Source organism: Streptomyces sp. LaBMicrA B280 (genome assembly GCF_049222185.1).
Taxonomy (GTDB): Bacteria; Actinomycetota; Actinomycetes; order Streptomycetales; family Streptomycetaceae; genus Streptomyces; species Streptomyces murinus.
The window spans coordinates 63,176-89,597 of record NZ_JBMJCT010000015.1 but is presented as its reverse complement, the minus strand read 5'-3'; the positions used below and the strand labels follow the sequence as shown (position 1 = coordinate 89,597).

Here is a 26,422-nt window from a genome sequence, read left to right as displayed (position 1 = left end):
TCTTTGGCAGGAAATGAATGGTGGCCATAGCAACTGTCCTGGTATTAATGGCTTTTCTGCTGTTGCCAGCGCTGCTCGCGATGTCGGTTGACGCTGGTGGGGGCGTATCTGTAGGAGTTTTTAGGCGGGGGTTGTCGTGACGGGGTGGGACATCAGTCCCGGCGGGGTGGAGTCCGTTCTGTCGTTGGTGGGACTTGCGGCCGACGATCTGGGCAAGGACGTCAAGGGCTACGGGGCGAGTGCCGAGGAGGCGGCGCAGTCCGCGGGCACGATCAGCGGTCCGTACTGCGGTGGTCCGCCGGTGGGGCCGGTGGGTGCCGCGGTCGCGAACTTCGTCACGGACACCGAGAGTTCGGTCACGTTCATGGCGGCCCGGATCAGGAAGACGATGCACGGGACGGTCAAGGCGACCGGTGCGTACGTCGACGGTGACCTGGTGATGGCCACCCGTGCCCAGCGTGAGGCGGCGAAGGCTCCTACTCCGACTGAGCTTCGAGCCGTGGCCGGGCACGCGGAGCACGGACAGGGTGGGGGCGCTCCGTGACGGCCGCGATCGATCCGGGCCAGATCCCGCAGTACACCGGTGACTTCGACACCCTGACCAAGGCGGTCACCGATCTGCGTAAGCGTGCCGTCGGCATCCGCGGCGCGGGCCAGGACGTCCACTCGCGCTTCCAGGCGACAGCCGCGTACTACCAGGCGCCGGAGGCCGATCAACTGCTCTCCTCCACGCAGCCGGTGATGGACACGGCGGACGAGTTCGCCGGCCACATCGAGTCCCTCGCCGACGCCCTGGACACCTTCGTCAGTGAGGCGAAGCCGCACGCGGACCGCTTGCAGCATCTGAAGGGACAGGCGATCGCCTTCGTCGCCGACGTGGAGGGCGACGACGACTGGACGAACGACCAGCACAAGGTCGACACGCACAACGCGCTGATGGACGGTGTGGCGGAGGCCGTCGTGGGCTTCCGGAAGGCGGAGCACGACGCGGCGGTCACGATCGGCGCCATCAGCCCGGCCGTGTGCCGTCCCGTCGGCGACGAGGGCGGCACGTACGGCATGAGCGCCAAGACGCTCGAGTCCATGCCCGACCTGCCGTGGGGCGCTCCGGTGTCCCGTACCTACGAGCGCTGGAGTCTGGGCTGGTGGGGCCATGGGACCAAGAGCTGGGCGTGGGACGGCATCGTCAAGGACAGCCTCTGGGGCGGCTTCGTCGGCCTGGGCACCTTCGAGGACAACATGCTGGGCGTCAACGGCTCCGATGCGCGGCAGCAGACGTGGGACGGTCTCAGACGCACGGTTGTCGGCGCGTACGCCTACGGCATGGACGCGGTGGGCCTGGGTGATCACCTGTCGGACTGGCAGCACGGCAGCGAGGCGTACGCGAAGGACTTCGGCAAGCAGTTCATCGACTACGACGAGTGGCAGGAGGATCCGGCCCGGGCTCACGCCGTCACCAGCTTCAACCTTCTCACCCTGGTCGGGGGCGCGGGCGGGGCGCTCGCCAAGCTGGGCAGGACAGGCAGGTTCGCCGAAGCCGCCGGCACGGTGGCCGAGGTCGGCAATGCCCTCGATCCGGTCTCCGGCGCCGCGCGGGCGGCCAGAGCCCTGTCCGACCTGCCGAAGGTCTCCGAGGTGCTGACCAACGTCAGCGAACACCTGCGGCTGCCCAGAACCAGGTTCCCCGACAGCGCCCTCGACCTCAGCGACCGGTACCGGGTCGACAAGGACGGCCGTCTCATCCCGATCAACAGAGATGGCACGCCGAACCTCGCCGAGGCCCCGCACGAGCCTGCCGCCGCCGAGCGTGTGTCTCCCACCGGACCGATCGACCGGGAACTTGCCGGCGTCGGAGGCCGCACGTCCGACGCCGCCCCCCATGGCACCGCTCACGCAGGAGGTGACGCCGGACCCCACGCACCCACCGCCGCGCACCACCCCGGCCATACGGGCCATGGCGGTGCGGGGACGAAGACGGCACCTACCACCCCCCACGGCGCGACCGGCGGTGCCCATGGAACCGGCCACGACTTCGGAAGCCACGGCGGGCATCACGGCCCCGGAATGGGACATGGCAGTGGTGAAGGCCCACACCATGACCCGACAGCCCGCCACGGCCAGCACGTCCCCGAGCCAAGCGGCCACATTCCCGAGGAGACTTTCGGCCACGTACTCAAGGGCGAGTTGAAGTACGGAAAGGACGGCCAGCCGAAGGTCGTCGGGTACCATTTTCGGCCGGGCGGCCGTGACCCCTACGGTATAAAGGTGCCGAAGATCCTCAAGGTTGACCACAGGACGGGGCTGACGCAGGGCCGCGTGTGGATGCGCGACCCGCGTACTGGCAACTGGGTGATGAAGCGGGCCAAAACGACCTTCTTCCCACCGACATGGACGGAACGCGATGTCCGGCGGGCGATGACCAAAGCCTTCGAAAATGGAAGAGTCGTGAATCCCGAAATTCACATGTGGCAAGGCGAATACAAGGGGATCACTTTTGAAGGCTATTTCGACCCCGTCACGGGTGACGCAAAGACCGTCTACCCGATCATGCCGGATTAATTAACAGAGGAGGACAGAGGAGTGATCCGCACTCAATACTACACGCGGGACAATAAATCCAGGACGCCACAGTTCAACGGCCCTACGGAACTAACCATCCTTGGGGTCTGGGTGAGTGGAGACATTCAGCTTTCTGGTTATTCTATTCTGGAAGCTATCGACCTGGCCAGACAGGCGCAGGCGAATCCGGATTTCACTCCGGAGGAGATGGACGGGAACGCCTACACCGCGACCTTCAGCCATCAGGTTCTGGCGATCGAAAACCACTTCCTGGAGCATGTGCGGGGCGAGTTCTCGATGGATGCGGCGCTGGCGGTCCTACTCGACTTCTGGGACTACTATGCACGGGCCTGCCCTGACGAAGTCGCACCCTTCTGGAAGCAATACGTGGAGGAAAACAGTCGGGACCCGCTCGCGGGACTTCGGGATGTCGCCTCATGACTCGGGCCCAGCGCTGCTTGGAGTTCGGGTAAGGCTCACTTTGAATCCCGCGGTACAGGCTGGTGACGAAGAATGAGCAAGGCGCGAACATCTCTCGACAGGGGATGCTTCTCGGAGGTATTTCTTGATCGCCCCGTACCCGCTATAGCTGTCTGGAATTTTCGACCGTGCGGTCGTGGGTGCTGGCACTGAGCGCCGTAGTGCCGCCCTCTCTGACAGGAAGCGCAATATGTCCCAAGACGTCATCGCCCTCACCCCGCGGATGCCGGACGTCAAAACGCTGCTGGCCGCGCTGCACGCGGGCGGGCCGGATCTGCGGGTGAACCGGGTGGGTGGTGGGGCAGTCGCCCAGTTGTGCACGGAGGACGGACAGTTTCTGGTCTCTGTGGAGGCGCCCCGTTACCTACAGGTGCCGGGCGAGACGGAGCGGCTGCTGGGGCCGGGTGTGCGGACGGACGCGCCGGTGTGGTGGACCGAGGTGCGGGCGTCCAGCGCCGTCCCCGAGGCCAGGCAGCTCGCCGGTTCGGTGGCGGGCCGGCTGACGACACTGCTCGGCGGCGCCACATGGCCGGCGGAAGCCGCCCGTACCGACGTCGTGACCGTCCCGGCCACGGGCGTGGCGACGGAACCGCCCGCTGAGCCGGGCGTGCTGTCCGACGCGGACGTGTTCACCGACCGGAGCGTCATCGTCATCCACGACCGTCCCGTCGTCGCCGCCACGACATGGCTGACCGAGGCGGTGCGCACCACGGGAGCGGGGCGGCGGGAACTGTATGTCGTCACGTCCCCCCGCACCCGGCTGAGCCTGCCCGCCCGTACCCTCCTGGAGGGCGTGCCCGCGCGCTGGGTCGTACGCCACCCGGAGCAGGGCTACTACGACGGCCTGTCCGGAGCCGTACTGCGCTGGCGCGACGGACGTTTCGCCCCGGCCACCGACGACGGCCCCCGGATCGCGGACGCCTTCCAGCCTCCGCCCGGCACGGGCGGTGAGCGGCAGTTGCTGCTGTCCGTCCGCACCGTCCATCCCGCCCACGAACGCCTCGTACTCGGTGGCGCCGTGGAGGAGGCCTGGCAGGCCCTCACCGGATCGCCGCCGGCCGGATGGGCCGGCGCCGAACCCGTCAACGTCCCCTGGTCGCCCCGGCAACTGACCGAACTGGCCCGCAGCCGGGCCCGCCAGGGCCGGCCCACCTGGGCGGTCGCCGCCGGAGCTGCCGACCGCCCTGCCATAGCCACCGTGCGTATCGCTCACACACCGCAAGGCGTGGAGGAGCACACCACCCTGGCCCTCGGCTACACCGCCGGTGAACGGGCACCGATCGAACTACTGCCCCGGCTCGCCGAATCCCTCGTCGTCAGGCACAACCTCGCCGCCATGGTCAGTGAACTGCGCGCGGGGCGGGCGGACTTGACCACGCCGGCCCACTACGAGCCGCCGCCGATCCCCGTCTCCCTCACCCTCGGCCCCGACACCGTGGCCGCCCTCGGCGCCGGTCACGCCCACAAGGCCCTGCCAGGCCACACCCCCACCCGGCTCGGCCACACCCCCACCCGGCTCGGCCCCACCACTCGCCCAGCCCTGCACTACCCGCTCGGCGACGGCGCCGACCCCACCGCCTGGCGGCGCCTACGACACCTCGACGAACACCTGCGCCCGCAGATATGACGCGACGTGACGCCCTGCCCTGATTCCGCTGTTCCAGCGGAGTCGGTCACCCCGGCCAGACGATCGACTGCACCTCGCTGTACGCGTGCAGGGCGTACACCCCCACGTCGCGGCCCACTCCGCTCTGTTTGAAGCCGCCGAAGGGGGCCTCCATGTTGCGGGCGACGGTGTTGATGGCGACGCCGCCGGAGCGCAGGCGGCGGGCGACGCGGAAGGCGCGGGAGATGTCGGCGGACCAGACGTAGTCGATGAGGCCGTAGTCGGAGTCGTCGGCCAGGGCCACGCCCTCGTCCTCGTCCTCGAAGGGGATCACGGAGACGACGGGCCCGAAGATCTCCTCGCGCGCGACCCGCATGTCGCTGGTGCAGTCCGCGAGGAGGGTGGGGCGGACGTAGAAACCCCGCTCCAGGGGCGGGCGTTCGCCGCCCGTCACCACCACCGCGCCCTCCTTGCGGCCCAGTTCGACGTACGACTCCACGCGGGCCCGGTGGTCGGCGGAGATGAGCGGGCCGACGACCGTGGCCGGGTCGCGGGGGTCGCCGATCGGCAGGCGGCGGGCGTAGGCGGCCAGTTGTTCGACGAGGCGGTCGTACACCGGGCGCTGGGCCAGGACCCGGGTGGGCGCCGTGCAGATCTGGCCGCTGTAGAAGGAGAAGGTGGTGCCGATGCCCGCGACGGCGGCGGACAGATCGGCGTCGGCGAACACCAACGCGGCGCCCTTGCCGCCCAGTTCCATCAGCTGCCGCTTCATGCCCCGGCCGCACACCTGCGCGATGCGCCGGCCGACGGCGGTGGAGCCGGTGAAGCTGACCATGTCGACGTCGGGCGAGGCCACCGCCGCCTCGCCGACGGCGGTGGCCCGGCCGGAGACGACGTTCACCACACCGCGTGGCACCCCGGCCTCCGCCAGCGCCTCGGCCATCCGGTAGACGGACAGCGGGTCCTGCGGGGCGGGTTTGACCACGACTGTGTTGCCCATGGCGAGTGCGGGGGCGATCTTGCCCGCGGGGTTGGCCCAGGGGTTGTTGTAGGAGGTGACGCAGGTGACGACGCCCACCGGCTGCCGGATCGCCAGCGCGCTCATGACGGCCGCGCCGCCCATCGGCCCGGCCTCGTTGAGCTGCGGAGGGACGGGCCACTCGGCGGGCTCCACCCGGGCGTAGCGGCGGAAGCGGGCGGCGGCCACCCCCACCTGGAGGGCGCGGGCGGTCGCCGTGGTGGCCCCCGTCTCGGCGCGGGCCAGGTCGGCGTAGGGCACCAGGCGGGCCCGGATGATCTCCGCCGCGCGGCCGAGCAGCGCCGCCCGCTCCTCGGGGCGGGTCCGCGACCAGGGCCCGAACGCCTCCCGGGCCGCCGCGCAGGCCGCCCGGACCTGCTCGGGCGAGGCCTCGGGGGCGAGGCCGACGGTCTCCTCGGTGGCGGGGTCGGTGACCGGGTAGTGGCCGAGGTCCGGCTCGGTCCACTCCCCCCCGATGAAGAGCCGCCCGCCGGTGGAGTGCCGCCGGTCTGGAAGGAACCGCTCGCTCATCGGGTGCTCACCGTCCGGGTGTCCCGCCCCGAGCGCAGCACCCTGCCCGGTACGGCCCCGCTCACCACGTCGTCCCGGATCGCCTCCACCCCGCCGACCCATACGGCCCGTACCCCGATCGCCCGCGCGTCCAGCCGGGGGCTGTCCCCCGGCAGATCGTGCACCAGCCGGGCCTGCCCCGCGTCGATCCGCTCCGGGTCGAGGAGGACCAGGTCGGCGTGCCAGCCGCGCTGGATCTGCCCGCGCTCGCGCAGCCCGAACAGCCGTGCCGGGTCGTCGGTCAGCATCTTCACGGCCTGCTCCAGGGCGACGAGTTTCCGGCCGCGCAGGCAGTCCCCGAGGAAGCGGGTGGTGTACGGCGCCCCGCACATCCGGTCCAGATGGGCGCCCGCGTCGGAGCCGCCGAGCAGCACGTCCTCGTGCCGCCAGGTCTCGGCGCGCAGGGCCCAGGAGGCGGGGTCGTTGTCGGTGGGCATCGGCCACAGGACCGTACGCAGCCGGTCGTTCGCGCAGATCTCCACCAGGCAGTGGAAGGGGTCCTGCCCGCGCTCCTCCGCGATGTCCCGGACGACCCGGCCGCCGAGGCCCCGGTTGGCGTCGCTGTAGGTGTCGCCGATGACATAGCGCCCGAAGTTCGCCAGCCGCCGGAAGACGCCCGCCTCCTTGGAGCGGGCCCGGCGCAGCAGTTCGGCCCGGACGTCGGGGTCCCGCAGCCGCTCGATGCGTTCGGGGACCGGGAGCCCGAGGATCTCGCCCCAGCCGGGGATGAGGTTGAGGGCGCAGAAGGTGCCGAGGGACATGTTCATCGGGGTGAGGATCGGCATGGTGAGGGCGACGATCCGGCCGCCCGCCTTCCGGGCCCGTTCGCTCGCGCCGAGCTGCCGGGGCACGCGTTCGGGCACGGCGGCGTCGACGGTGAGGACGTTCCAGTTCAGGGGGCGTCCGGCGGCCGCGCTCATCTCCGTCAGCAGATCGATCTCGGCATCGCTGAACTGGTCGAGGCACCCGGCGACGATCGCCTCGATCTGGGTGCCCTCGTGCTCCCCGACGGCCCGGGACAGCGCGATCAGCTCCGCGGGTCCGGCGTGCCGGGAGGCGACGGGGCGGCCGTCCCCGTCGGAGTGGGTGCGGGACTGCGTGGTCGAGAGCCCCCAGGCACCGGCGTCCATGGCCTCACGCAACAGCCGTACCATCGCGGCCAGTTGCTCCTCGTCCGGCTGCCCGCCGACGGCGCCCGGGCCCATGACGTACCGGCGCAGGGCGCAATGCCCCACCATGAAGCCGACGTTGACCGCCGTGCGCCCCTCCAGCGCGTCGAGGTAGTCCCCGAAGGTGTGCCAGTTCCAGGGCGCGCCCCGCTCCAGCGCGACCAGGGACATGCCCTCCACCTTGGACATCATCCGCCGGGTGTAGTCGGCGTCCTCGGGGCGGCCGGGGTGCAGCGGCGCGAGCGTGAACCCGCAGTTCCCGGCGGCCACGGTCGTCACCCCGTGGTTGAGGGAGGGCGTGGCGTACGGGTCCCAGAACAGCTGGGCGTCGTAGTGGGTGTGCGGATCGACGAAGCCGGGGGTGAGTACGAGTCCCCGGGCGTCCTCGCTGGTGCGGGCCTCGGCGTCGATCCGGCCGAGGGCGGCGATCCGCCCGTCACGCAGGCCGACGTCGGCGACGTAGGCGGGGTTGCCGGTGCCGTCGACGACGGTGGCGTCCTTGATGAGGTGATCGAGCATGTTCCCTGGAACCCCCTCAGACCGCCTGGCGGAACCGCGACGTCCGGTGCACCGGGTCCGTGTCGATCTTTGGGATCACGTGCTCCCCGATCAGCCTGATCGTCTGGAGCGTCTCCTCCTTCGGCACCCCCACCGGCAGCCCGAAGCTGAGCTGGTCCGCGCCCGCCTCCTCCCACCGCTCGCACTGCCGTCGTACCTCCGCGGGGTCGCCGCAGATCAGCAGCTCCTCCTCGATCAGCAGCTCCACGAACTCCGGGGTGTACGGCGGCAGCGTCTCGGGCCACACCGGGAAGCCCTCGGGCCGCGGGAACGTGTCGTGGTAGCGGAAGACCAGCGAGGGCAGATAGTGCAGCCCGCCGTTCACCGCGATCTCGATCGCCTCCGCGTGGGTCGGCGCGCAGATCGCCGTGGTCGTCACCATCACGTTGTCGTTGACGAACTCCCCCACCGGCTCGGCGTCCACGACCGCCGTCTTGTACTGCTCCAGCACCCACTCCATGTCGGCGACCTTCTGGATGCTGAAGCCGAGCACGCCGAGCCCCTTCTTCGCGGCCATGGCGTACGACGCCGGGGACCCCGCCGCGTACCACATCGCCGGGTGCGACCTCCCGTACGGCTTCGGCAGGACCTTGCGCGGCGGGAGCTGCCAGTGCTTGCCCTGGAAGCCCTCGTACTCGTCCTGGAGCCACATCTTCGGGAACTCGGCGATCGTCTCCTCCCAGATCTCCTTGGTGTGGTTCATGTCGGTGATGCCGGGCAGGAAGCCGAGGATCTCGTGGCTGCCGGCGCCCCGCCCGCTGCCGAACTCGAAGCGGCCTTCGGTGAGATGGTCGAGCATGGCGACCTTCTCGGCGACCTTCACCGGGTGGTTGACGGGGGCAAGCGGGTTGAAGATCCCGGAGCCGAGGTGGATGCGGTCGGTGGCGTGTGCCAGGTAGCCCAGGAACACGTCGTTGGCGGACAGGTGGGAGTACTCCTCCAGGAAGTGGTGCTCGGAGGCCCACGCGTACTTGAAGCCGGACCGGTCCGCCTGGATGACGTACTCGGTCTCCTCCATCAGCGCCTTGTGCTCGGCGAGCGGGTCGGTCTCGGCGCGCTTGCCGACGTATCCCTGTACAAAGAGCCCGAATTCCACGGCGGTTCACCGTCCCAGAGGTTGAGAGATAGGAACTGACACTCCGTCAGATTGAGGCCGACTGTCGCACCGGCCACCGCGACCGTCAATAGCCGACGCCCGCCAGCCAGCCCCCGTCGATCACGAAGGGCTGTCCGGTGATGTACGAGGAGTCGTCCGAGGTGAGGAAGAGCGCGAGCCGGGCCACCTCCTCGGGGCGGCCCACCCGGCCGAGCGGCACCAGCTTGCGGTACAGCTCGTCCAGCGCCCGGTTCAGCTCCTCCGGGTCGGCGTCCGGGTCCAGGCGGGCCGGGTTGGACATGGGGGTGTCGATGGCGCCGGGGCAGATCGCGTTGACCCGTATCCGCCGGGCGGCCAGCTCCAGCGCGGCCACCCGGGTCAGTCCCAGGACGGCGTGCTTGGTCGCCGCGTACGTGCCCACGGCCGGCATGCCGGTCAGCGCCGTGTAGGAGGCGGTGTTGACGATCGTGCCGCCCTCCGGCAGCTCCGGCGCCACCGTCTTGATGCCGAGGAAGCAGCCGACCTGGTTGACCTGGACCACCCGCATGAACTCGTCCAGCGGGGTGTCCACGAGGGCGTTGAAGCGCAGGATGCCCGCGTTGTTGACCAGCCCGTCGATCCGCCCGTACGCCTCCTTGGCCGCCGCGACGGCCGCCCGCCAGCCGTCCTCGGAGCCGACGTCCAGGTGGACGTAGCGCGCCCCGATCTCCTCGGCCAGCGCCTGCCCCTGGTCGTCCAGCACATCCGCGACGACGACCCGCGCGCCCTCCGCCCGGAAGAGCCGCGCCTCCTGCTCGCCCTGCCCGCGCGCCGCGCCGGTGATGACGACGACCCGCCCGTCCAGTTCGCCCATGACGCTCCTCGTCAGTCGGTGAGCAGCGGCGCGACGGTGGCCCCGAACGCGCCGATCTGGTCGATGAGTTCGGCCCGGCTCCGGCTGCGGAACCGCACCTGGATCTGGTCCACGCCCATCGCCGGGTACGCCCGCAGCGACCCGGCGATCTCCTCGGGCGTCCCGGTGAGGGTGTGCGGTCCGACGTCCCGGCCCGGATCGCCCACGTACAGCGCCTCGGTGATCGCGCCGACGGTGAACTCGCCTTCCAGGGCCGCCTCTTCACGCAGCCTTCGGATCCGGGCGAGCTGCCCTGGCAACCGTGCGCGCGGGTCCCCCTGCGGCAGCCAGCCGTCGGCCTTCAGCGCGGCCCGGCGCACGGCGGCGGGGGACGAGCCGCCGACCCAGAGGGGGACGTGCCGCTGGGCCGGGCGGGGGCGCTGGCCGAGGTCGGCGAAGTCGTACCGCTTCCCGTGGTGTTCGGGGAACTCCGCGGGCCCGAGCGCGGCCCGCAGCGCGTCGATCGTCTCGTCCAGGACCGCGCCCCGTCGCTCGAACTCGGCGCCGAGTGCGTCGAATTCCTCCCGCACGTGTCCGGCGCCGACCCCGAGGATCAGCCGGCCGCCGGAGAGCTGGTCGAGGGTGGCGTACTGCTTGGCGGTGAGCAGCGGGTGGCGCAGGCCCACCACGGCGACATGGCTGAGCAGCCGGACGCGTTCGGTGACGGCGGCGAGATGGGCGAGGGTGGCGACGGGGTCGTACCAGACCGTGCCCATGGCCGGGGCGAGGCGGCGCGGTACGGCCACATGGTCGCAGCAGGCCAGATAGCCGAAGCCGGCCCGGTCGGCGGCACGGGCGACCGCCACCAGATCGGCGGGCCCGGCACCGGCCTCCCACGCCTCGGCGTACAGGGTGCTCTGCGACTGCACCGGCAGCTGGATGCCGTAGGCGAGGCTCACGCGGGCCCCCGCCACAGGCCGTCCGAGGTCAGCCCAAGCAGCTCGATCGCGTTGCCCCGCACGATCCGTTCCACCACGCCCGCCGGGAGATGCCCCATCTGGGCCTCGCCGACCTCGCGGGACTTGGGCCAGGTGGAGTCGGAGTGCGGGTAGTCGGTCTCGTACAGGACGTTGCCGAGGCCGATGGAGTCGAGGTTGCGCAGGCCGAAGGCGTCGTCGAAGAAGCAGCCGTACACATGCTCGGCGAACAGCTCGGACGGCGGCCGGGTGACCTTGTCGGCGACCCCGCCCCAGCCGCGGTTCTCCTCCCACACCACGTCGGCGCGCTCCAGGATGTACGGGATCCAGCCGATCTGGCCCTCGGCGTACATCACTCTGAGGTTCGGGAAGCGCTCGAACTTGCCGCTCATCAGCCAGTCGACCATGGAGAAGCAGCAGTTGGCGAAGGTGATGACGGAGCCGACGGCGGGCGGGGCGTCGGCGGAGGTGGAGGGCATCCGGCTGCTGGAGCCGATGTGCATGGCCACGACCGTGCCGGTCTCGTCGCAGGCGGCGAGGAAGGGGTCCCAGGCGTCGGTGTGCACGGAGGGCAGGCCGAGGTGCGGGGGGATCTCGGAGAACGCGACGGCCCGCACCCCGCGCGCCGCGTTCCGCCGCACCTCGGCCGCCGCCAACTCCGGGTCCCACAGGGGGATGAGGGTGAGCGGTATCAACCGGCCGTGCGCGGCGGGGCCGCACCACTCCTCCACCATCCAGTCGTTGTAGGCGCGCACACAGAGCAGGGCCAGCTCGCGATCGCGCGCCTCGGTGAAGGTCTGGCCGCAGAAACGGGGGAAGGTCGGGAAACACAGCGCGGACTGCACATGGTTGACGTCCATGTCGGCGAGGCGCGCGGGGACGTCGTAGGAGCCGGGGCGCATCTGCTCGTAGGTGATGACCTCCAGCCGCACCTCGTCGCGGTCGACGCCGACGGCGGTGTCGAGGCGGGTGAGGGGGCGGCGCAGGTCCCCGTAGACCCACCAGTCGCCGAGCGGGCCCGCGTCGCCGGGCTCGCCCATGACCGGCCGGAAGCGGCCGCCGAGAAAGGTCATCTCCTTGAGCGGGGCGCGCACGATGCGGGGCGCGGTGTCCCGGTGGCGCGCGGGCAGCCGGTCCTGCCAGACGCCCGCGGGTTCCACGGTGTGGTCGTCCACGGAGATGATCAGCGGAAACGTGCTCGCGTGGGTGTCCATGGCGCCCACGGTAGCGCCGATCTGACGGACCGTCAGCTGTTGTGGGGGCCCCGGTATGTGCGAAGAGCGTGTGTGGGGTTTGTGGACTGCCGCCCGGCGGTCTGTGATCGGCGTCTCGCACGGCTGACGCAACCACCCGGAACAAGGCAAACTGACGGGGTTGTCTGTGATGCCTAGGGGGCGAACGCATGGACGGTCGGCCGCGAGTGCCTGAGCAGCGGCGTCCCGGCTCCGCGAGAAGCGCGGAGCCGGAGGCGCTGAGGTTCGGCGTGCTCGGTCCGGTGCGGGCCTGGCGCGGCGAGGAAGCCCTGAGCACGGGCTCCCCCCAGCAGCGGGCCCTGCTGGCCGCCCTGCTGCTGCGCGAGGGCCGTACGGCCACGGCGGCGGAGCTGATCGACGCGCTGTGGGGACCCGAACCGCCGTCGCAGGCGCTGGCGGCCGTCCGCACGTACGCGTCCCGGCTGCGCAAGGCCCTGGACCCCGGTGTGCTGGTGAGCGAGTCCGGCGGGTACGCGGTGCGCGGGCTCGGCGAGGGCGCGCTGGACCTCGCGCGGGCGCAGGACCTCGGCGCGGAGGCGGAGAAGGCGCGCGGCGCCGGGGATCTGACCCGGGCCCGGTCGCTGCTCAACGAGGCGCTGGACCTGTGGGACGGCGAGCCCCTGGCCGGGGTGCCCGGACCCTACGCGGAGACGCAGCGGGTGCGCCTGGAGGAATGGCGGCTCGGCCTGCTGGAGTCCCGCCTGGACATGGACCTGGAGCAGGGCTGCCACGCGGAGGCGGTGTCCGAGCTGACGGCGCTCACCGCCGCGCATCCGCTGCGGGAGCGGCTGCGCGAGCTGCTGATGCTGGCGCTGTACCGCAGCGGGCGGCAGGCGGAGGCGCTGGCCGTGTACGCCGACACGCGGCGGCTGCTCGCCGAGGAGCTGGGCGTCGACCCGCGCTCCGGGCTGCGCGAGCTCCAGCAGCGCATCCTGCGGGCCGATCCGGCCCTCGCGGAGCCCTCCGCGCCGGTCGCGGAGCCGCCCGCGGCGCCGGTGCGTCCGGCCCAGCTGCCCGCGTCCGTACCGGACTTCACGGGCCGCTCCGCCTTCGTGGACGAGCTCAGCGCGGTGCTGGCGTCGGCCGTGGAGACGGAGGGCAGCGTGATGGCGGTCTCCGCGATGGCGGGGATCGGGGGCGTCGGCAAGACGACGCTCGCGGTGCATGTGGCGCACCGGGCCCGTGCCTCCTTCCCGGACGGCCAGCTCTACGTCGACCTCCAGGGCGCGGGACCCCGCCCCGCCGAGCCGGAGACGGTCCTGGGCTCCTTCCTGCGCGCCCTCGGCACCGCGGACTCGGCGATCCCGGACTCCCTGGAGGAGCGGGCGGCGCTGTACCGCTCCGTCCTCGACGGCCGCCGGGTCCTCGTCCTGCTGGACAACGCGAAGGACGCGGCGCAGGTACGGCCGCTGCTGCCGGGCACGGAGGGGTGCGCGGCGCTGGTCACCTCCCGGGTGCGGATGGTGGGGCTGGCCGGGGCGCATCTGGTGGACCTCGATGTCATGTCCCCCGACGAGGCGCTGGCCCTGTTCACTCGGATCGTCGGCGCGGAGCGGGTGGGCCCGGAGCGGGACGCCGCGCTCGATGTCGTCGCCGCGTGCGGCTTCCTGCCCCTCGCCATCCGCATCGCCGCGTCCCGGCTCGCGGCGCGGCGCACCTGGACGGTCTCGGTGCTCGCCGCGAAGCTGGCCGACGAGCGGCGCCGCCTGGACGAACTCCAGGCCGGGGACCTCGCGGTGAAGGCGACCTTCGAACTCGGCTACGGCCAGCTGGACCGCGTCCAGGCCCGCGCCTTCCGCCTCCTCGGCCTCGCCGACGGCCCGGACATCTCCGTGGCCGCCGCCGCCGCGGTCCTCGATCTGCCCCCGGAGTCCACCGAAGACCTCCTCGAGTCCCTCGTCGACACCTCCCTCCTGGAGTCCGCCGCCCCCGGCCGCTACCGCTTCCACGACCTGGTCCGCCTCTACGCCCGCGCCTGCGCGGAGCGCGACGAACAGCCGCCGAGCGAGCGGGGGGCGGCGATGTCGAGGTTGCTGGACTTCTATCTGGCGACGGCGGCGGGGGTGTACGCGATCGAGCGGCCGGGGGACCGGCTGGTGGATCATCTGGAGGCGACGCAGCATCCAGGGCTGTCCTTCGGCGACTCCAAGGGCGCCATCGACTGGCTGCACGCCGAGGGGGACTGCCTGCTGGCGTGTGTCCGGCAGAGCGCCGGCCAGGGCATGCTCAGACGGTCCGTCGATCTGCTGTGGGTGGCCAAGGACCTGGCCGAGTCGGGTGCCAACGCCTACCAGTACGAGACGACCGCCATCGCCGTGCGGGACATGGCGCGTGACGCGGGCGACCAGCGGGCCGAGGGCCGTGCGCGCACCGCTCTGACCAACGCGCTGCTGGTGTCCGACCGGTTCAACCAGGCCGATGAAGAGGCCCGGCTGGCCATCCAGCTGGCCCAGGCGGCGAACGATCTCGCACCGTGCTGCTGGGTTCCCAACGACCGCGGCATCATCGCCCTCTACCAGGGCCGCAACGACGACGGAGCCCGGCATCTGCGGGAGGCGATCGCCAACTACCGCGCCGATGGCAACCTCCCGGGTGAGGCGAGCGCCCTGTGCAACCTCTCGCGGATCCACGTCAAGCTCGGGCGGCTGGAGAGCGCGGTCGAGCTGGCACGGCAGGGCCTGGCCGTCTACGACCAGCTCGGCATGACGCTGCGGGTGGCCAACGCGCGGCTCGCCCTGGGCATCGCGTTGAACGCCGCGGACCGGGGCGGCGAGGCACTGGACCAACTGCACGAGGCGCTGCGGCTGTTCCAGGAGAACAGGCAGCGCCTGTGGGAGGGAACGGCCAACTTCCGTATCGCAGAAGCCCACTTCGCCTGCGGTCAGTACGCGCTGGCGGCGCGCCACGCCGAGCAAGCTCTTGCGCTTCGCGTCATCGGAGGTGATTGGATGCGGGCCAACGTGCTGACGACGCTGGGGCAGACACTCAGCCGCCTCGGCCAGACGGACCGGGCCCGCGCGTGCTGGCAGGAGGCGCTCGCCGAGCACGAGCGGTCGGGCGCGGCCGAGGCCGAGCAGGTGCGGGCTTTCCTCCGCCCCGCCGCGGCGGCCTGATCGGCGGCACCGGTCCGGCGTTCATTGTTTGTTTATCGCCGCACTCCATCCTCATGAGTGCCGGTTCGTCGCGGCGGGGGGCCAGACGAACCGGCGCTTGGTCTCACCGTTAGGGTGACGGCCTCCAAATCCGTCCGGCGGCACCCGGGGGAGTCGCCGGACGGTTCAATCGCCCTTTCAGGACGCCGACAGGAAGTTGCCGACGATGAGCGAGACCGCGAAGAAGAAGATCAGCACCATGGAGAACCACGCCGGCAGCCCGGACTCCGGCGCCACCGTCAAGCCGCTGGAGAACCACGCCGGCGCCGTGACGGGCAACGAAACCATCAAGCCGCTCGAGAACCACGCGGGTCTCGTGGCCGAGGACATCGTGAAGCCGGCGGAGAACCACGCCGGTTCCGAGAAGGCGTAAGCACTCTCCCCCGACGGGGGGCGGCTCGGGGGAGCCGCAACGGGGGATGGGTCCGGGGGACCGTAACGGGGGGACGGCCCGACGGGGGCCGGTTCAGGGAAACGGTCCAAGGGGGCCGCAACGGGGGATCGGCCGCGGCGGCGCGGAGGGGGAGCCGCCGCGGCCGACGTGTGTCCGGGGGCGGGACGTACCCGGGACGTACCCGGCCGGTACGCCCGCCCCTCGGCTCACCCGGACGCCTCCCCCCGCCCCCGCAGCACCCCCTTCACCACCTTCCCGCTCGCGTTCCTCGGCAGCTCCGGGACGAACTCGACCTCCCTGGGCACCTTGTAGTTCGCCATCGCGTGGCGGGACCAGGTGATCAGGGCGGTGGCGGTGAGGCGGGAGGCGGGGTGGCGGACGACGTAGGCCTTGGGGACTTCGCCGAGGCGGGGGTGCGGGATGCCCACCACGGCGGCGTCGGCGACCTCGGGGTGGCCGGAGAGCAGGCGTTCTATCTCGGCGGGGTAGGCGTTGAAGCCGCCGACGGTGAACATGTCCTTCAGGCGGTCCGTCACCCGCAGGTTGCCCGCCGCGTCCAGCACCCCGATGTCGCCCGTGCGCAGCCAGCCCTCCGGCGTGATCGCCTCCGCCGTGGCCGGACCGTCGGCGTCGTAGCCGCGCATGACGTTGAAGCCCCGCACCCAGATCTCGCCCGGCGTTCCCGCGGGGACCGCCGCACCGGCCGGTGACACCACCCGCACCTCCACCCCGGGGATGGCCCGCCCCGACGTCGCCGCGATCACCGAGGGCTCGTCGCCTCGCCGGCACATCGTGACCACCCCGGTCGCCTCCGAGAGGCCGTAGGCGGTGAGGACCGTGCCGACGCCCAGCTCCGTGCGCAGGCGCTCCACCAGGCTCAGCGGGATCATCGCCGCGCCGGTCACCACCAGCCGCAGGGCGGACAGGTCGTGCGCGGCGAGGGCGGGGTGGTCCAGGAGGGACTGGTGCAGGGTCGGGGGGCCGGGGAGGACGGAGACGCGTTCGGCCGTCATATGGGCCAGCGTGGTGTCCACGTCGAACACCGGCTGCGGGATCATCGTCGCCCCGCGCATCAGACACGCGAGCACCCCGGCCTTGTAACCGAACGTGTGGAAGAAGGGGTTGATGATCAGGTAGCGGTCCGCCGGCCGCAGCCCCGCCAGATCCGCCCATGTCTCGTACGCCCGCAGCGTCTGGCCGTGCGTGATCACCGCGCCCTTGGGACGGCCCGTCGTGCCCGAGGTGAAGACGATGTCCGACACCGAGTCCCCGGACAACGCGGCCTCCCTGGCAGCGACTTCGGCCCGCGACACCCCCCGGCCCGCGGCCAGGAACGCGCGCCACGTCCGGAACTCCGGTGGCGCCTCACCCGACAGCACCACCACCTCCCGCAGCGACGGCACCCCCGGCAGCGGACCGGACCCGGCGCCGGAACCCGCCGCGCGGCGCAGCGCCGCCACGTACGACGTGCCGAGGAACGGCCCGGTCACGAACAGCAGCCGCGCCCGGCTCCCGCGCAGCACGTCCACCGCCTCGGCGCCCTTGAAGCGGGTGTTCAGCGGCACCAGGATCCCGCCCGCCGACACCGCGCCCAGGGCCGCGACGATCCAGTCGAGGGAGTTGGGGGCCCACACGGCCACCCGGTCGCCCGGCGCCACCCCGCTCGCCAGACAGGCGGCCGCCGCGCGCTCGACCCGGGCGCCCAACTCGGCGTAGGTGATGCGGGTACGGCCCTCCACCACCGCCTCCTGAGAGGCGTACCGCGCGGCCGACCACCGCACCAGGGCCGGGATGGTGTGCCACTCGCCCATGATCGGCCTCCCCGATCGCACGGAACCCGTAGCTGCCGAGTCCCCGCAGCTGACTCATCGTCAGGTTAGCTGTAATCTGACGGACTGTCAGCTACGGGAAGGGGGCCCACGCCATGGCGGGGACGGGACTCAAGGACGCCACGGCCATCGTCGGGATCGGGCAGACCGCGTTCGCCAGACACCTTCCGGAGGACGAGCGGACGCTCGCCTGCCGGGCCGTGCTCGCCGCGCTGGACGACGCCGGGATCGCGCCCGGCGAGGTCGACGCCGTGGCCTCGTACACGATGGAGGAGACGGACGAGGTGGAGCTGGCGAAGGCGGTGGGGTTCGGGGACCTCACCTACTTCGGCAAGGTGGGGTACGGAGGCGGCGGTTCCTGCGCCACCGTCGCCCACCTCGCCGCCGCCGTCGCCACCGGTCAGGCCGGCGTGGGCGTCGCCTGGCGCTCCCGCAAGCGCGGCAGCGGGCCCCGGCCGTGGACCGGCGCCACCGGCCAGCTGCCCACCCCCGCCCAGTGGACCCGGCCCTTCGGGCTGCTGCGGCCCGCGGACGAGACGGCCATGCTGGCGCGCCGGTACATGCACGAGTACGGCGCCACCCGCGACCACCTCTTCAACGTCGCCCTCGCCTGCCGCAACCGGGCCAACCAGAACCCGGCCGCCGTGATGTACGACCGCCCGCTCACCCGCGAGATGTACATGACCTCCCGCTGGATCAGCGAGCCCCTCTGCCTCTTCGACAACTGCCTTGAGACGGACGGGGCGTTGGCGTGCGTCGTCGTCGGGCGGGAGCGGGCCCGGGACTGCCGCCGCAGACCCGTGTACGTCCACGCCGCCGCCCAGGGCCTGCCCGCCCAGCACCACGGCATGGTCAACTACTGGAACGACGACCCGCTCACCGGCCCCTCCTGGACCACCGCCCGCCATCTGTGGAAGCACGCCGACCTCACCCCGGACGACGTGGACGTGGCCCAGATCTACGACGGGTTCAGCATCCTCGTCCCGCTCTCCCTGGAGGGCTACGGCTTCTGCGGACGCGGCGAGGGCGGCGCCTTCACCGAGCAGGGCGCCCTGGAGATCGGCGGGCGGCTGCCCCTCAACACCGGGGGCGGCGGGCTCTCCGAGGGCTATGTGCATGGCTTCAACCTCATCACCGAAGGGGTGAAGCAGCTGCGCGGCACCAGCACCGCGCAGGTCCCCGGCGCCGCCACCTGCCTGGTCACGGCGGGCGAGAGCGTCCCCACCTCCGCGCTGCTGCTGAGGAGTTGAGCCCATGCTGCTGAAACCGGTCACCGACGCCGACGGCGCGCCCTTCTGGGAGTACGCGGCCCGCGGCGAACTGCGTGTACAGAGCTGCGGGGAGTGCGGCGAGCCCCGCTTCCCGCCCCGGCCCTGCTGCCCGGTCTGCCACTCGTTCGCGAGCGAGTGGCGGCTGATGTCGGGGCGCGGACGCGTGTGGTCGTACGTCGTCCCGCACCCGCCGCTGCTGCCCGGCTACGCGGAACAGGCGCCGTACAACGTGGTCGTGGTGGAGCTGGCGGACGCCCCCCGGATCCGGCTGGTCGGCAATCTGGTCACCGGGGCGGGGGCACCGCTCGGCTCCCTCGATCCGGGGCGCGTCCGGATCGGCGCCCGGGTGCGGGCGGTCTTCCACGAGGGGCTGCCGCAGTGGGTGCTCGCGTGAACACCGTGCGCCTGGCGGCCGACGAGGGCACCGGGGTCGCCGTCGTCACCCTGGACCGGCCCGAGCGGCTCAACGCCATCGACCTGGAGACGGTCCGGCAACTCCGGGAGGTGTGGGGCAGGTTGCGGTTCGACGACGCCGTGCGGGCCGTCGTGCTCACCGGGGCCGGGGAGCGGGCGTTCTGCACGGGGATCGACCGGGACACCGTCGTACCGCAGCCGTCGTCGCCGTACGCGCAGGACGATCCGCTGCTGGGCGTCGGGCCGAAGGCGAACGGGCTGTGGAAGCCGGTCGTCGCGGCGGTGCGCGGGATGGTGTGCGGCGGGGCCTTCTATCTGCTGGGCGAGTGCGAGTTCGTGGTCGCGGACCGCACCGCGGAGTTCTTCGATCCGCACACCACGTACGGCATGGTCAGCGCGTACGAGTCCGTGCTCATGGCCGAGCGGATGCCGTACGGGGAGGTGGCCCGGATGATGCTCATGGGCACGGCCGAGCGGATCTCCGCCGAGCGGGCGCACGCGATCGGGCTGGTGTCCGAACTCGCGGCGGACGGCGACCCGTTGGCGGCCGCCGTGCGCTGCGCCGAGGTGGTCGCCGGGTATCCGCCGACGGGGGTGCAGGGCACCGTGCGGGCCCTGTGGGCGGCGCGCGAGGCCGCCCGCGCGCAGGCGTTCGCCCAGGCCCCGCACCTCATCGCCCTCGGCAACCTCCCGCCCGACCGGCAGGCGGAGCTGTTCGCGGCCCGGCGGCGGGAGTCCCGGGTGCGGTGAAGCGCGTCAGGCCGTACGAGCCGTCCCCGTGCCCTTCTCCGCGTCCAGCGCGTACACACAGCGGTCCTTGCTGCACGCGTACACCACGCCGTCCCTGACCACCGGGGAACCGGTGATCTCGCCGCCGGTGGCCAGCTTCCAGCGGAGCCGGCCGTCGTCGGCCTTGAGGGTGTAGAGCAGATGGTCGGTGGAGCCGAAGTGGATCCGGCCCTCCGCGACCACCGGGGCGCCCACCACGTCCCCGCCCGCCTGGAAGCGCCACTTGGGGGTGCCGGTGACCGCGTCCAGGGTGTACAGGCCCTTGCCGCTGCCGACATGGACGTGTCCGGCGGCCACCAGGACCGGCTCGACGGAGGAGCGGGCCTCGGTGGCGATGCGCCAGCGGTCGCGGCCGTCGGTGGCGTCGAGGGCGTAGACCGTGCCGAGGTAGTCGGCGAGGTAGACACCGCCGCCGGTGACCGCGGGACCGGGCGCGAAGGCGGGCGGGCTCAGGAAGACCGCGGGCGCCTCGAAGTGCCACCGCACCATGCCGCTGACCGCCTCGACGGCGAGGACCCGGCTGCCGGCGGAGAGGTACACATAGCCGTCGGGCGCCGGGGTGATCCGGACCGGGACACCGCCGCAGGAGGCCGCGTCGCCGATCGGGTACGCCCAGCGCTCCTCGCCGGTGCGGGCGTCCAGCGCGCGCAGCCGGGCGTCCTGCCAGACGTAGACCGTGCCGTCATGGACGAGCGGGCCCGCCTCGGGGGTCTCGAAGTCGGTCTGGCAGCCGCTGATCTCCCACAGCCGCTGCCCGTTCGACGCCTCCCAGGCCTGGACGCCGCCGCCCCGGGTGCCGGTGACGACGGTGCCGTGGTCGGCCTTGAGGGAGTACACCCAGGCGTCCGTGGACAGCCGCCACAGATCGGTGCCCTCGCGGGCGTCCAGGGCGAACAGGGTGGGGCCGTCGGAGGCGTGCACCCGGCCGTCCGCGACCGCCATGGACCAGGCCACGTCCCGCGTCTTGAAGCGGCGCCGGCCGGTGCCCACATCGAGGGCGTGCACCTCGAAGGAGGTGACGTAGACGAGGTCGCCGTCGACGGAGGGGGTGCCCCAGACGTCGTTCGACATGCGGAAACGCCAGGGGCGCCAGCCGCTCGTCTGCTCCGGGGGGCCGGGCGGGGCGGCGGGCACGGCGGGGTCGGCACCGGCCACTCCGGGGCGCGGCCGGGACCAGTTGGCGACCAGTCCGGCCTCCGGCGGGGGCGCCTTGACGGCGGCGGCGCGGGCGTCGGCGACCCGCGGTCCCGGACCGATCGGGACCGGGGCACCGGCCAGCCGGACCGGGCCGGTGTCGGGGGCGGCGGCCGGGGCCGCGAAGGAGGCCGACGGGAGGGGCGGGTCGTACGCCGGGGGCGGCGGGACGGCCGGACCCGCGGTGGAGATCGGACGACGGTCTCGCGGCGGTCGTGCTCCTTGCCGCCGTAGCGGTAGCCGTCGACGGTGAACAGGACGACGGGTTCGACCTGCTGGAAGCGGTCGAGGACGGAGCGGGCGCCGAAGTCGGGGGCGCTGTTGTGCAGCCGGGCGAGGAGCGTGGCCACGGCTTCCCAGGGTGCGGCGGCGGGGGTGTCGGGGTCCACGGGGGTGCCGTACGGCCAGGAGGTGATCAGGCGGTCGTGCAGTTCTTCCGCGGTGGGGGCGAGTGGGGGCAGCAGAACACCGGGGAGCCGGGCGGCCGTCTCCAGGCGCCGGGTCAGCCGGGCGGGGTCGGTGCCGGGGGCGTGCGCCTTGACGACGGTGTCCCCGAGGCGCAGGACGGTGGCGTCGGGGCGGTCGGCGAGGGTGGTGGGGGCGGCGGGGGTGCCTGCGGCGCGGATGTGTGCCGTGAGCGCGGGGAGGATGGTCACGGGGCCTCGGGTGGTCAGGGGGTAAGTCACTCGGCTGGTCAGGGGGTAAGTCAGAGGTACGACGGTGGGGTGAGGGGGGCCGGTTCCGGTGCGGAGGCGCCCTGAGGGGGAACCGCGCGAGCGGCCACCACGGACCCGCACCCGGCGGCGAACCGCGCCGCACCGCGCCCGGAAAACGGCGATGCCGGCGCAGCTCCCCAGCTGCGCCGGCATATGTGCCGTCCGCCGCACCCCCGTCCCCACGGGGTTTCATGGATGGATGTCCCCGCCCGAACCGCTCTTTCGGGCCTGGGGTCGCCGCTCAGCGCCCCAGCATCGCACCCACGGACGACGCCTGTGTGGCCACCGTCTCCCAGCCGTCGAAGACGAGCAGGAGCAGGGCCGCCAGGGGAAGGGCCATGAGCGTCGCCACCAAGGGGTGGCGGCGACCCGCGCGGCGGGGTGCGAACGTGGAGCGTCGCGGTGCCGGGTGGGCCATGGTCCCTCTCCTGACCGTCTCGTGTTGTCGCTACGGCTGCGGTCCGCACAGCCTGTCTGCACAGCGGCGGATGTCCGACCTCGGGGGACGAGCGCTGCACCCGCCGCTTGACCTCAAATCTAGGCGCGGGGCCGGAACCGGGCGTCATGCCCTCGTACCGATTGGCGGGCCTCCCGGAGGATGAGCCCCCGGCCGCGGTCTACTCCCCAGGGTGGAGAGCCGGTCCCCGGTCTCGGGGTCATCCCTGAGGGGTCGCCCCCCGTGTCGGGCATGTCGGATGCGGGCGGCGGCCCCGGAGCGCGTGACTTCGATCACTCGGGACGGTCATGGGCCGGCTGCCGTGCGCGGCTCGGGCGCCGGTCGGCGGCGGGTGGGACGGGGCGTCCCCGGTGGGTCGCGGGAAGGGCGGAGAGGGAGGTGGCCGCTGGTCGCGACGGGGTCAACGTCCCCTTGGTCAAGCCTGGTTGACGGTGACGGTCGGTCAAGAAGGCGCCGGGGACCGCCGTCCTGACCGCATCTCAGCTCACCGGCGTGGCGCGCACAATCCGTCGCGCCGAGAGGGCGCGGCCTCTGCGCGCGGGCGGCCCGGGAAACGTAAGCTGTGCCACGTCAGAGGGACCGGGCAGCGGGGATGAACATGGCGATGATGCGCCTGAGGCGCGAGGACCCGCGCGTCGTCGGCTCGTTCAGGCTTCACCGACGGCTCGGCGCGGGCGGGATGGGCGTGGTCTACCTCGGCTCCGACAAGAAGGGCCAGCGGGTCGCGCTGAAGGTGATCCGGCCCGATCTCGCCGAGGACCAGGAGTTCCGCTCGCGTTTCGCGCGCGAGGTCTCCGCGGCCCGCCGGATCCGGGGCGGTTGCACGGCCCGGCTGGTGGCCGCCGACCTGGAGGCCGACCGCCCCTGGTTCGCCACCCAGTACGTCCCCGGACCCTCGCTGCACGACCGGGTCGCCGACGAGGGCGCGCTCTTCGCGGCCGACGCGGCGGCGATCGGCGCGGCGCTGTCCGAGGGCCTGGTCGCGGTGCACGAGGCGGGGGTGGTCCACCGGGACCTGAAGCCCTCCAACATCCTGCTGTCCCCCAAGGGGCCGCGGATCATCGACTTCGGCATCGCCTGGTCCACCGGCGCCTCCACCCTCACCCATGTGGGCACCGCCGTGGGCTCTCCCGGCTTCCTCGCGCCCGAGCAGGTGCGCGGCGCGGCCGTCACCCCGGCCACCGACGTCTTCTCGCTGGGCGCCACCCTCGCCTACGCCTCGACCGGCGACTCCCCCTTCGGACACGGCAGTTCGGAGGTGATGCTGTACCGGGTGGTGCACGAGGAGCCGCATCTGCACGGCGTGCCGGACGCGCTCGCCCCGCTGATCCGGGCCTGTCTCGCCAAGAACCCCGAGGACCGGCCGAGCACGCTGCAACTGTCGCTGCGGCTCAAGGAGATCGCGGCCCGCGAGGCCCAGGGCCTGACCGAGGTACGGCCGCCCTCCCCGCGCGCCGCGGAGGCGGACCGGCCCACCGGGCGGCTCGTCGACACCTACCCCGAACCCCAGCGTGCCGCGCGCCGCCAGGCCCCCGGCACACCGTTGCCGCGCGAGATCGCCGGCCCGGCGCCCGCGGCGGTGCCCGGCGTCCGGCGCCGCGCGCCACGAAGACCGGGCTGCGCCCCGCCAACCCCCGGCTGCTGCGTCAGCGCCTGACCGTGTTCTTCGTGGTGACCCTGCTGGTGGCCCTCGGTATCGCCCTGGCCCAGGGCTGCCAGGGCCCGGCCCGGGGCCTTGGCGACGGGTTCGGGGGCGCGTACGACGGGAGTGCCGGGAGGGGCGTGTCGCAGTCGCGGCAGCCGCCGGCCGACCGCGCGCCGTCGGCCGGGGACGAGCGGTCGTACGACGGCCCGTACGGGTCCTCCCGGGTGGGGGAGGCTCCCGTTCAGGACCGGGGTCGTCCCGTCGCCACCGCGTAGAAGGCGACCGCGGCCGCCGCGCCCACGTTGAGCGAGTCGACGCCGTGGGACATCGGGATACGGACCCATTCGTCGGCGGCGACCAGGGCCTGCGTGGACAGGCCGCCGCCCTCGGCGCCCAGCATCAGCGCGACCCTGTCCATGGTGTGCGGGGCGGCCTCGTCCAGGCTGCGGGCCTTCTCGTCCGGGGTGAGGGCGAGCAGGGTGAAGCCGGCCTCGCGGACCTGCTCCAGGCCCTTCGGCCAGTTCTCCAGGCGGGCGTAGGGCACCGAGAACACCGCGCCCATCGACACCTTGACGCTGCGCCGGTACAGCGGGTCGGCGCAGTCGGGCGAGAGCAGCACGGCGTCCATGCCGAGGGCGGCCGCGGAGCGGAAGATGGCGCCGATGTTGGTGTGGTCGTTGACCGACTCCATGACCACCACGCGGCGGGCGGAGCCGAGCAGTTCGGCGGCGGTGGGCAGCGGCTTGCGCTGCATGGAGGCGAGGGCGCCGCGGTGCACGTGGTAGCCGGTGACCCGCTCGGCGAGTTCGGGGCTCACGGCGTAGACGGGGGCGGGGAGTTCGTCGATGACGTCGTGCATGACGTCGATCCACTTGGCCGAGAGCAGCATGGAGCGCATCTCGTAGCCGGCTTCCTTGGCCCGGCGGATGACTTTCTCCCCCTCGGCGATGAACAGACCCTCGGCGGGCTCGCGCTTGCGGCGCAGCTCGACGTCGGTCAGGTCCGTGTAGTCCGAGAGGCGCGGGTCGTCCGGGTCCTCGACGGTGATGAGATCGGCCACAGGGTGATACTGCCTTGTCCTGGGTGTGGTGCCAACGGCTGGGTAGAGGTGCGTTACCCGAGGTTACGCGTGATCAAGGGGGTATTCGGTCAGACGGCCCGCTCGGGGCCCTCGGTCACGACCTCGCCGATGACGATGACCGCCGGGGGCCTCACGTCCTCGGCGCGGACGGTCTCGGCGACCGTGGCGAGGGTGGCGTCGACCCGGCGTTGCGCGGCCGTCGTCCCCTCCTGCACCAGGGCGACCGGGGTCTTGGGGGACTTGCCGTGGGCGATGAGCGTCTCGGCGATCTTCCCGATCTTGTCGACGCCCATCAGGATCACCAGGGTGCCGGTGAGCGCCGCGAGCGAGGGCCAGTCGACCAGCGAACGCGCGTCGTCGGGGGCGACATGGCCGCTGACGACCGTGAACTCATGGGCGACGCCCCGGTGGGTGACCGGGATGCCGGCCGCGCCGGGCACCGAGATGGAGCTGGAGATGCCCGGGACGACGGTGCAGGGGATGCCGGCCTCGGCGAGCGCCTGGACCTCCTCCATGCCCCGCCCGAAGACGAAGGGGTCGCCGCCCTTGAGCCGGACGACGGACCTGCCCTGCTTGGCGTGCTCGATCAGCGCGTTGTTGATGGCCTCCTGGGCCATGTAACGGCCGTACGGGATCTTCGCCGCGTCGATCACCTCGACGTGCGGCGGGAGTTCGGCGAGCAGGTCGCGGGGGCCGAGCCGGTCGGCGATGACGACGTCCGCCTCGGCGAGCAGCCGACGGCCGCGGACCGTGATCAGGTCGGGGTCGCCGGGACCGCCGCCGACGAGCGCGACGCCGGGGGCGCGGGTGCGGTGGTGGGGGGCGACGAGGGTGCCGTCGCGCAGGCCCTCGACGACCGCGTCGCGGATGGCGGCGGTGTGCCGGGGGTCGCGGCCGCGGGCGTCCGTGGTGAGGACGGCGACGGTGACGCCCTCGCTGGTGCCGGTGGCGGGGGTCCAGGCGGTGGCCCGGTCGGCGTCGTCGGAGCGGACGCACCAGACGCGGTGCCGCTCGGCCTCGGCGGAGGCGGCGGTGTTGGCGTCGGGGTCGCTGGTGGCGATGAGCGCGTACCAGGCGTCGGCGAGGTCGCCGTCCTCGTAGCGCCGCCGGTGCCAGGTGATCTCGCCGGTGTCCGCCATCGCCTCGACGGAGGGGGTCGCCTCCGGGGAGACGACGACGATGTCCGCGCCGGCCGCGATCAGGGCGGGCAGCCGGCGCTGGGCGACCTGTCCGGCGCCGAGGACGACCACACGGCGGCCGGAGAGGCGCAGACCTACGGGGTAGGCGGGGTGTTCGGCCATGGCTCCTCCGGGGGCGTTGTGATGGCCCTGACGTGCGGATTTTACGGTGACGGAGGGCGGT

At 72.6% G+C, this 26,422-nt stretch carries 19 protein-coding genes and 2 pseudogenes; 10 read left to right on the top strand and 11 right to left on the bottom strand.

Going from position 1 to position 26,422, the window contains the following annotated elements; translation table 11 throughout:
* The first annotated feature begins 136 nt into the window (after nucleotides 1-136).
* The 4 genes from ACLF5H_RS15590 to ACLF5H_RS15575 all read left to right on the top strand — a co-directional run bounded on the left by ACLF5H_RS15590 (nucleotide 137) and on the right by ACLF5H_RS15575 (nucleotide 4,666).
* A complete protein-coding gene (locus ACLF5H_RS15590) occupies nucleotides 137-544 on the top strand; it encodes a DUF6507 family protein (protein ID WP_421676679.1) in 408 nt (135 codons plus the stop codon).
* Nucleotides 541-2,559 (top strand): EndoU domain-containing protein, encoded by a 2,019-nt coding sequence (locus tag ACLF5H_RS15585; protein ID WP_421676678.1) that lies wholly within the window; start codon nucleotides 541-543, stop codon nucleotides 2,557-2,559. Before ACLF5H_RS15590 ends, ACLF5H_RS15585 begins: the two co-directional genes overlap by 4 nt.
* A 21-nt stretch (nucleotides 2,560-2,580) precedes the next feature.
* A complete protein-coding gene (locus ACLF5H_RS15580) occupies nucleotides 2,581-3,000 on the top strand; it encodes a hypothetical protein (protein ID WP_421676677.1) in 420 nt (139 codons plus the stop codon).
* Between the two features lie 229 nt (nucleotides 3,001-3,229).
* Nucleotides 3,230-4,666 (top strand): DUF6177 family protein, encoded by a 1,437-nt coding sequence (locus tag ACLF5H_RS15575; protein WP_421676676.1) that lies wholly within the window; start codon nucleotides 3,230-3,232, stop codon nucleotides 4,664-4,666.
* A 46-nt stretch (nucleotides 4,667-4,712) separates the two neighbouring features.
* On the opposite strand, the gene ACLF5H_RS15570 is transcribed toward ACLF5H_RS15575, so the two are convergent.
* The 6 genes from ACLF5H_RS15570 to ACLF5H_RS15545 form a co-directional block, all read right to left on the bottom strand.
* The gene (locus ACLF5H_RS15570; RefSeq protein WP_421676675.1) at nucleotides 4,713-6,194 is read right to left on the bottom strand and encodes an aldehyde dehydrogenase family protein; all 1,482 of its coding nucleotides are present in this window, start codon (nucleotides 6,192-6,194) and stop codon (nucleotides 4,713-4,715) included.
* Nucleotides 6,191-7,921 carry an N-acyl-D-amino-acid deacylase family protein gene (locus ACLF5H_RS15565; RefSeq protein WP_421676674.1) on the bottom strand — a complete coding sequence of 577 codons (1,731 nt, stop codon included), beginning with the start codon at nucleotides 7,919-7,921 and terminating at the stop codon, nucleotides 6,191-6,193. Before ACLF5H_RS15565 ends, ACLF5H_RS15570 begins: the two co-directional genes overlap by 4 nt.
* Before the next feature lie 16 nt (nucleotides 7,922-7,937).
* A complete protein-coding gene (locus tag ACLF5H_RS15560) occupies nucleotides 7,938-9,056 on the bottom strand; it encodes an LLM class flavin-dependent oxidoreductase (protein ID WP_421676673.1) in 1,119 nt (372 codons plus the stop codon).
* 85 nt (nucleotides 9,057-9,141) lie between these two features.
* A complete protein-coding gene (locus tag ACLF5H_RS15555) occupies nucleotides 9,142-9,909 on the bottom strand; it encodes an SDR family NAD(P)-dependent oxidoreductase (RefSeq protein WP_421676672.1) in 768 nt (255 codons plus the stop codon).
* An 11-nt stretch (nucleotides 9,910-9,920) separates the two neighbouring features.
* Nucleotides 9,921-10,862: a TIGR03619 family F420-dependent LLM class oxidoreductase gene (locus ACLF5H_RS15550; RefSeq protein WP_421676671.1), complete on the bottom strand. Its 942-nt coding sequence runs from the start codon at nucleotides 10,860-10,862 to the stop codon at nucleotides 9,921-9,923.
* Nucleotides 10,844-12,079 carry an amidohydrolase family protein gene (locus ACLF5H_RS15545; protein ID WP_421676670.1) on the bottom strand — a complete coding sequence of 412 codons (1,236 nt, stop codon included), beginning with the start codon at nucleotides 12,077-12,079 and terminating at the stop codon, nucleotides 10,844-10,846. The genes ACLF5H_RS15550 and ACLF5H_RS15545 overlap by 19 nt, the downstream gene beginning before the upstream one ends.
* A gap of 188 nt (nucleotides 12,080-12,267) precedes the next feature.
* Here ACLF5H_RS15545 and ACLF5H_RS15540 point away from each other — a divergent pair, with 188 nt between their 5' ends.
* Both ACLF5H_RS15540 and ACLF5H_RS15535 read left to right on the top strand, forming a co-directional pair.
* A complete protein-coding gene (locus ACLF5H_RS15540; RefSeq protein WP_421676669.1) occupies nucleotides 12,268-15,231 on the top strand; it encodes an AfsR/SARP family transcriptional regulator in 2,964 nt (987 codons plus the stop codon).
* Between the two features lie 205 nt (nucleotides 15,232-15,436).
* The gene (locus ACLF5H_RS15535; RefSeq protein ID WP_199378253.1) at nucleotides 15,437-15,643 is read left to right on the top strand and encodes a hypothetical protein; all 207 of its coding nucleotides are present in this window, start codon (nucleotides 15,437-15,439) and stop codon (nucleotides 15,641-15,643) included.
* Between the two features lie 227 nt (nucleotides 15,644-15,870).
* On the opposite strand, the gene ACLF5H_RS15530 is transcribed toward ACLF5H_RS15535, so the two are convergent.
* Nucleotides 15,871-17,475, bottom strand: coding sequence for a FadD3 family acyl-CoA ligase (locus tag ACLF5H_RS15530; RefSeq protein WP_421676668.1), 1,605 nt, complete (start codon nucleotides 17,473-17,475; stop codon nucleotides 15,871-15,873).
* Between the two features lie 113 nt (nucleotides 17,476-17,588).
* Here ACLF5H_RS15530 and ACLF5H_RS15525 point away from each other — a divergent pair, with 113 nt between their 5' ends.
* The 3 genes from ACLF5H_RS15525 to ACLF5H_RS15515 are packed head-to-tail and all read left to right on the top strand — an operon-like array spanning nucleotide 17,589 to nucleotide 19,928.
* Nucleotides 17,589-18,743, top strand: a complete 1,155-nt coding sequence (locus ACLF5H_RS15525; RefSeq protein ID WP_421676667.1) for a lipid-transfer protein — start codon at nucleotides 17,589-17,591, stop codon at nucleotides 18,741-18,743.
* Between the two features lie 7 nt (nucleotides 18,744-18,750).
* On the top strand, nucleotides 18,751-19,158 hold the full coding sequence (locus tag ACLF5H_RS15520; protein WP_421676756.1) for a Zn-ribbon domain-containing OB-fold protein: 408 nt from the start codon (nucleotides 18,751-18,753) through the stop codon (nucleotides 19,156-19,158).
* Nucleotides 19,155-19,928 carry an enoyl-CoA hydratase/isomerase family protein gene (locus ACLF5H_RS15515; protein WP_421676666.1) on the top strand — a complete coding sequence of 258 codons (774 nt, stop codon included), beginning with the start codon at nucleotides 19,155-19,157 and terminating at the stop codon, nucleotides 19,926-19,928. Before ACLF5H_RS15520 ends, ACLF5H_RS15515 begins: the two co-directional genes overlap by 4 nt.
* 6 nt (nucleotides 19,929-19,934) lie before the next feature.
* On the opposite strand, the pseudogene ACLF5H_RS15510 reads toward ACLF5H_RS15515, so the two are convergent.
* Nucleotides 19,935-21,389: pseudogene (locus ACLF5H_RS15510) on the bottom strand (PQQ-binding-like beta-propeller repeat protein); the annotation flags it as partial.
* 729 nt (nucleotides 21,390-22,118) lie between these two features.
* On the bottom strand, nucleotides 22,119-22,295 hold the full coding sequence (locus tag ACLF5H_RS15505) for a hypothetical protein (RefSeq protein WP_421676665.1): 177 nt from the start codon (nucleotides 22,293-22,295) through the stop codon (nucleotides 22,119-22,121).
* A 631-nt stretch (nucleotides 22,296-22,926) separates the two neighbouring features.
* On the opposite strand from ACLF5H_RS15505, the pseudogene ACLF5H_RS15500 reads away from it, so the two are divergent.
* Nucleotides 22,927-24,254: pseudogene (locus ACLF5H_RS15500) on the top strand (serine/threonine-protein kinase).
* On the opposite strand, the gene ACLF5H_RS15495 reads toward ACLF5H_RS15500, so the two are convergent.
* Nucleotides 24,221-25,039, bottom strand: a complete 819-nt coding sequence (locus tag ACLF5H_RS15495; RefSeq protein WP_421676664.1) for a TrmH family RNA methyltransferase — start codon at nucleotides 25,037-25,039, stop codon at nucleotides 24,221-24,223. The pseudogene ACLF5H_RS15500 and the gene ACLF5H_RS15495 overlap by 34 nt on opposite strands.
* An 89-nt stretch (nucleotides 25,040-25,128) precedes the next feature.
* On the bottom strand, nucleotides 25,129-26,361 hold the full coding sequence (cobA, locus tag ACLF5H_RS15490; protein WP_421676663.1) for a uroporphyrinogen-III C-methyltransferase: 1,233 nt from the start codon (nucleotides 26,359-26,361) through the stop codon (nucleotides 25,129-25,131).
* Nucleotides 26,362-26,422: the final 61 nt, after the last annotated feature.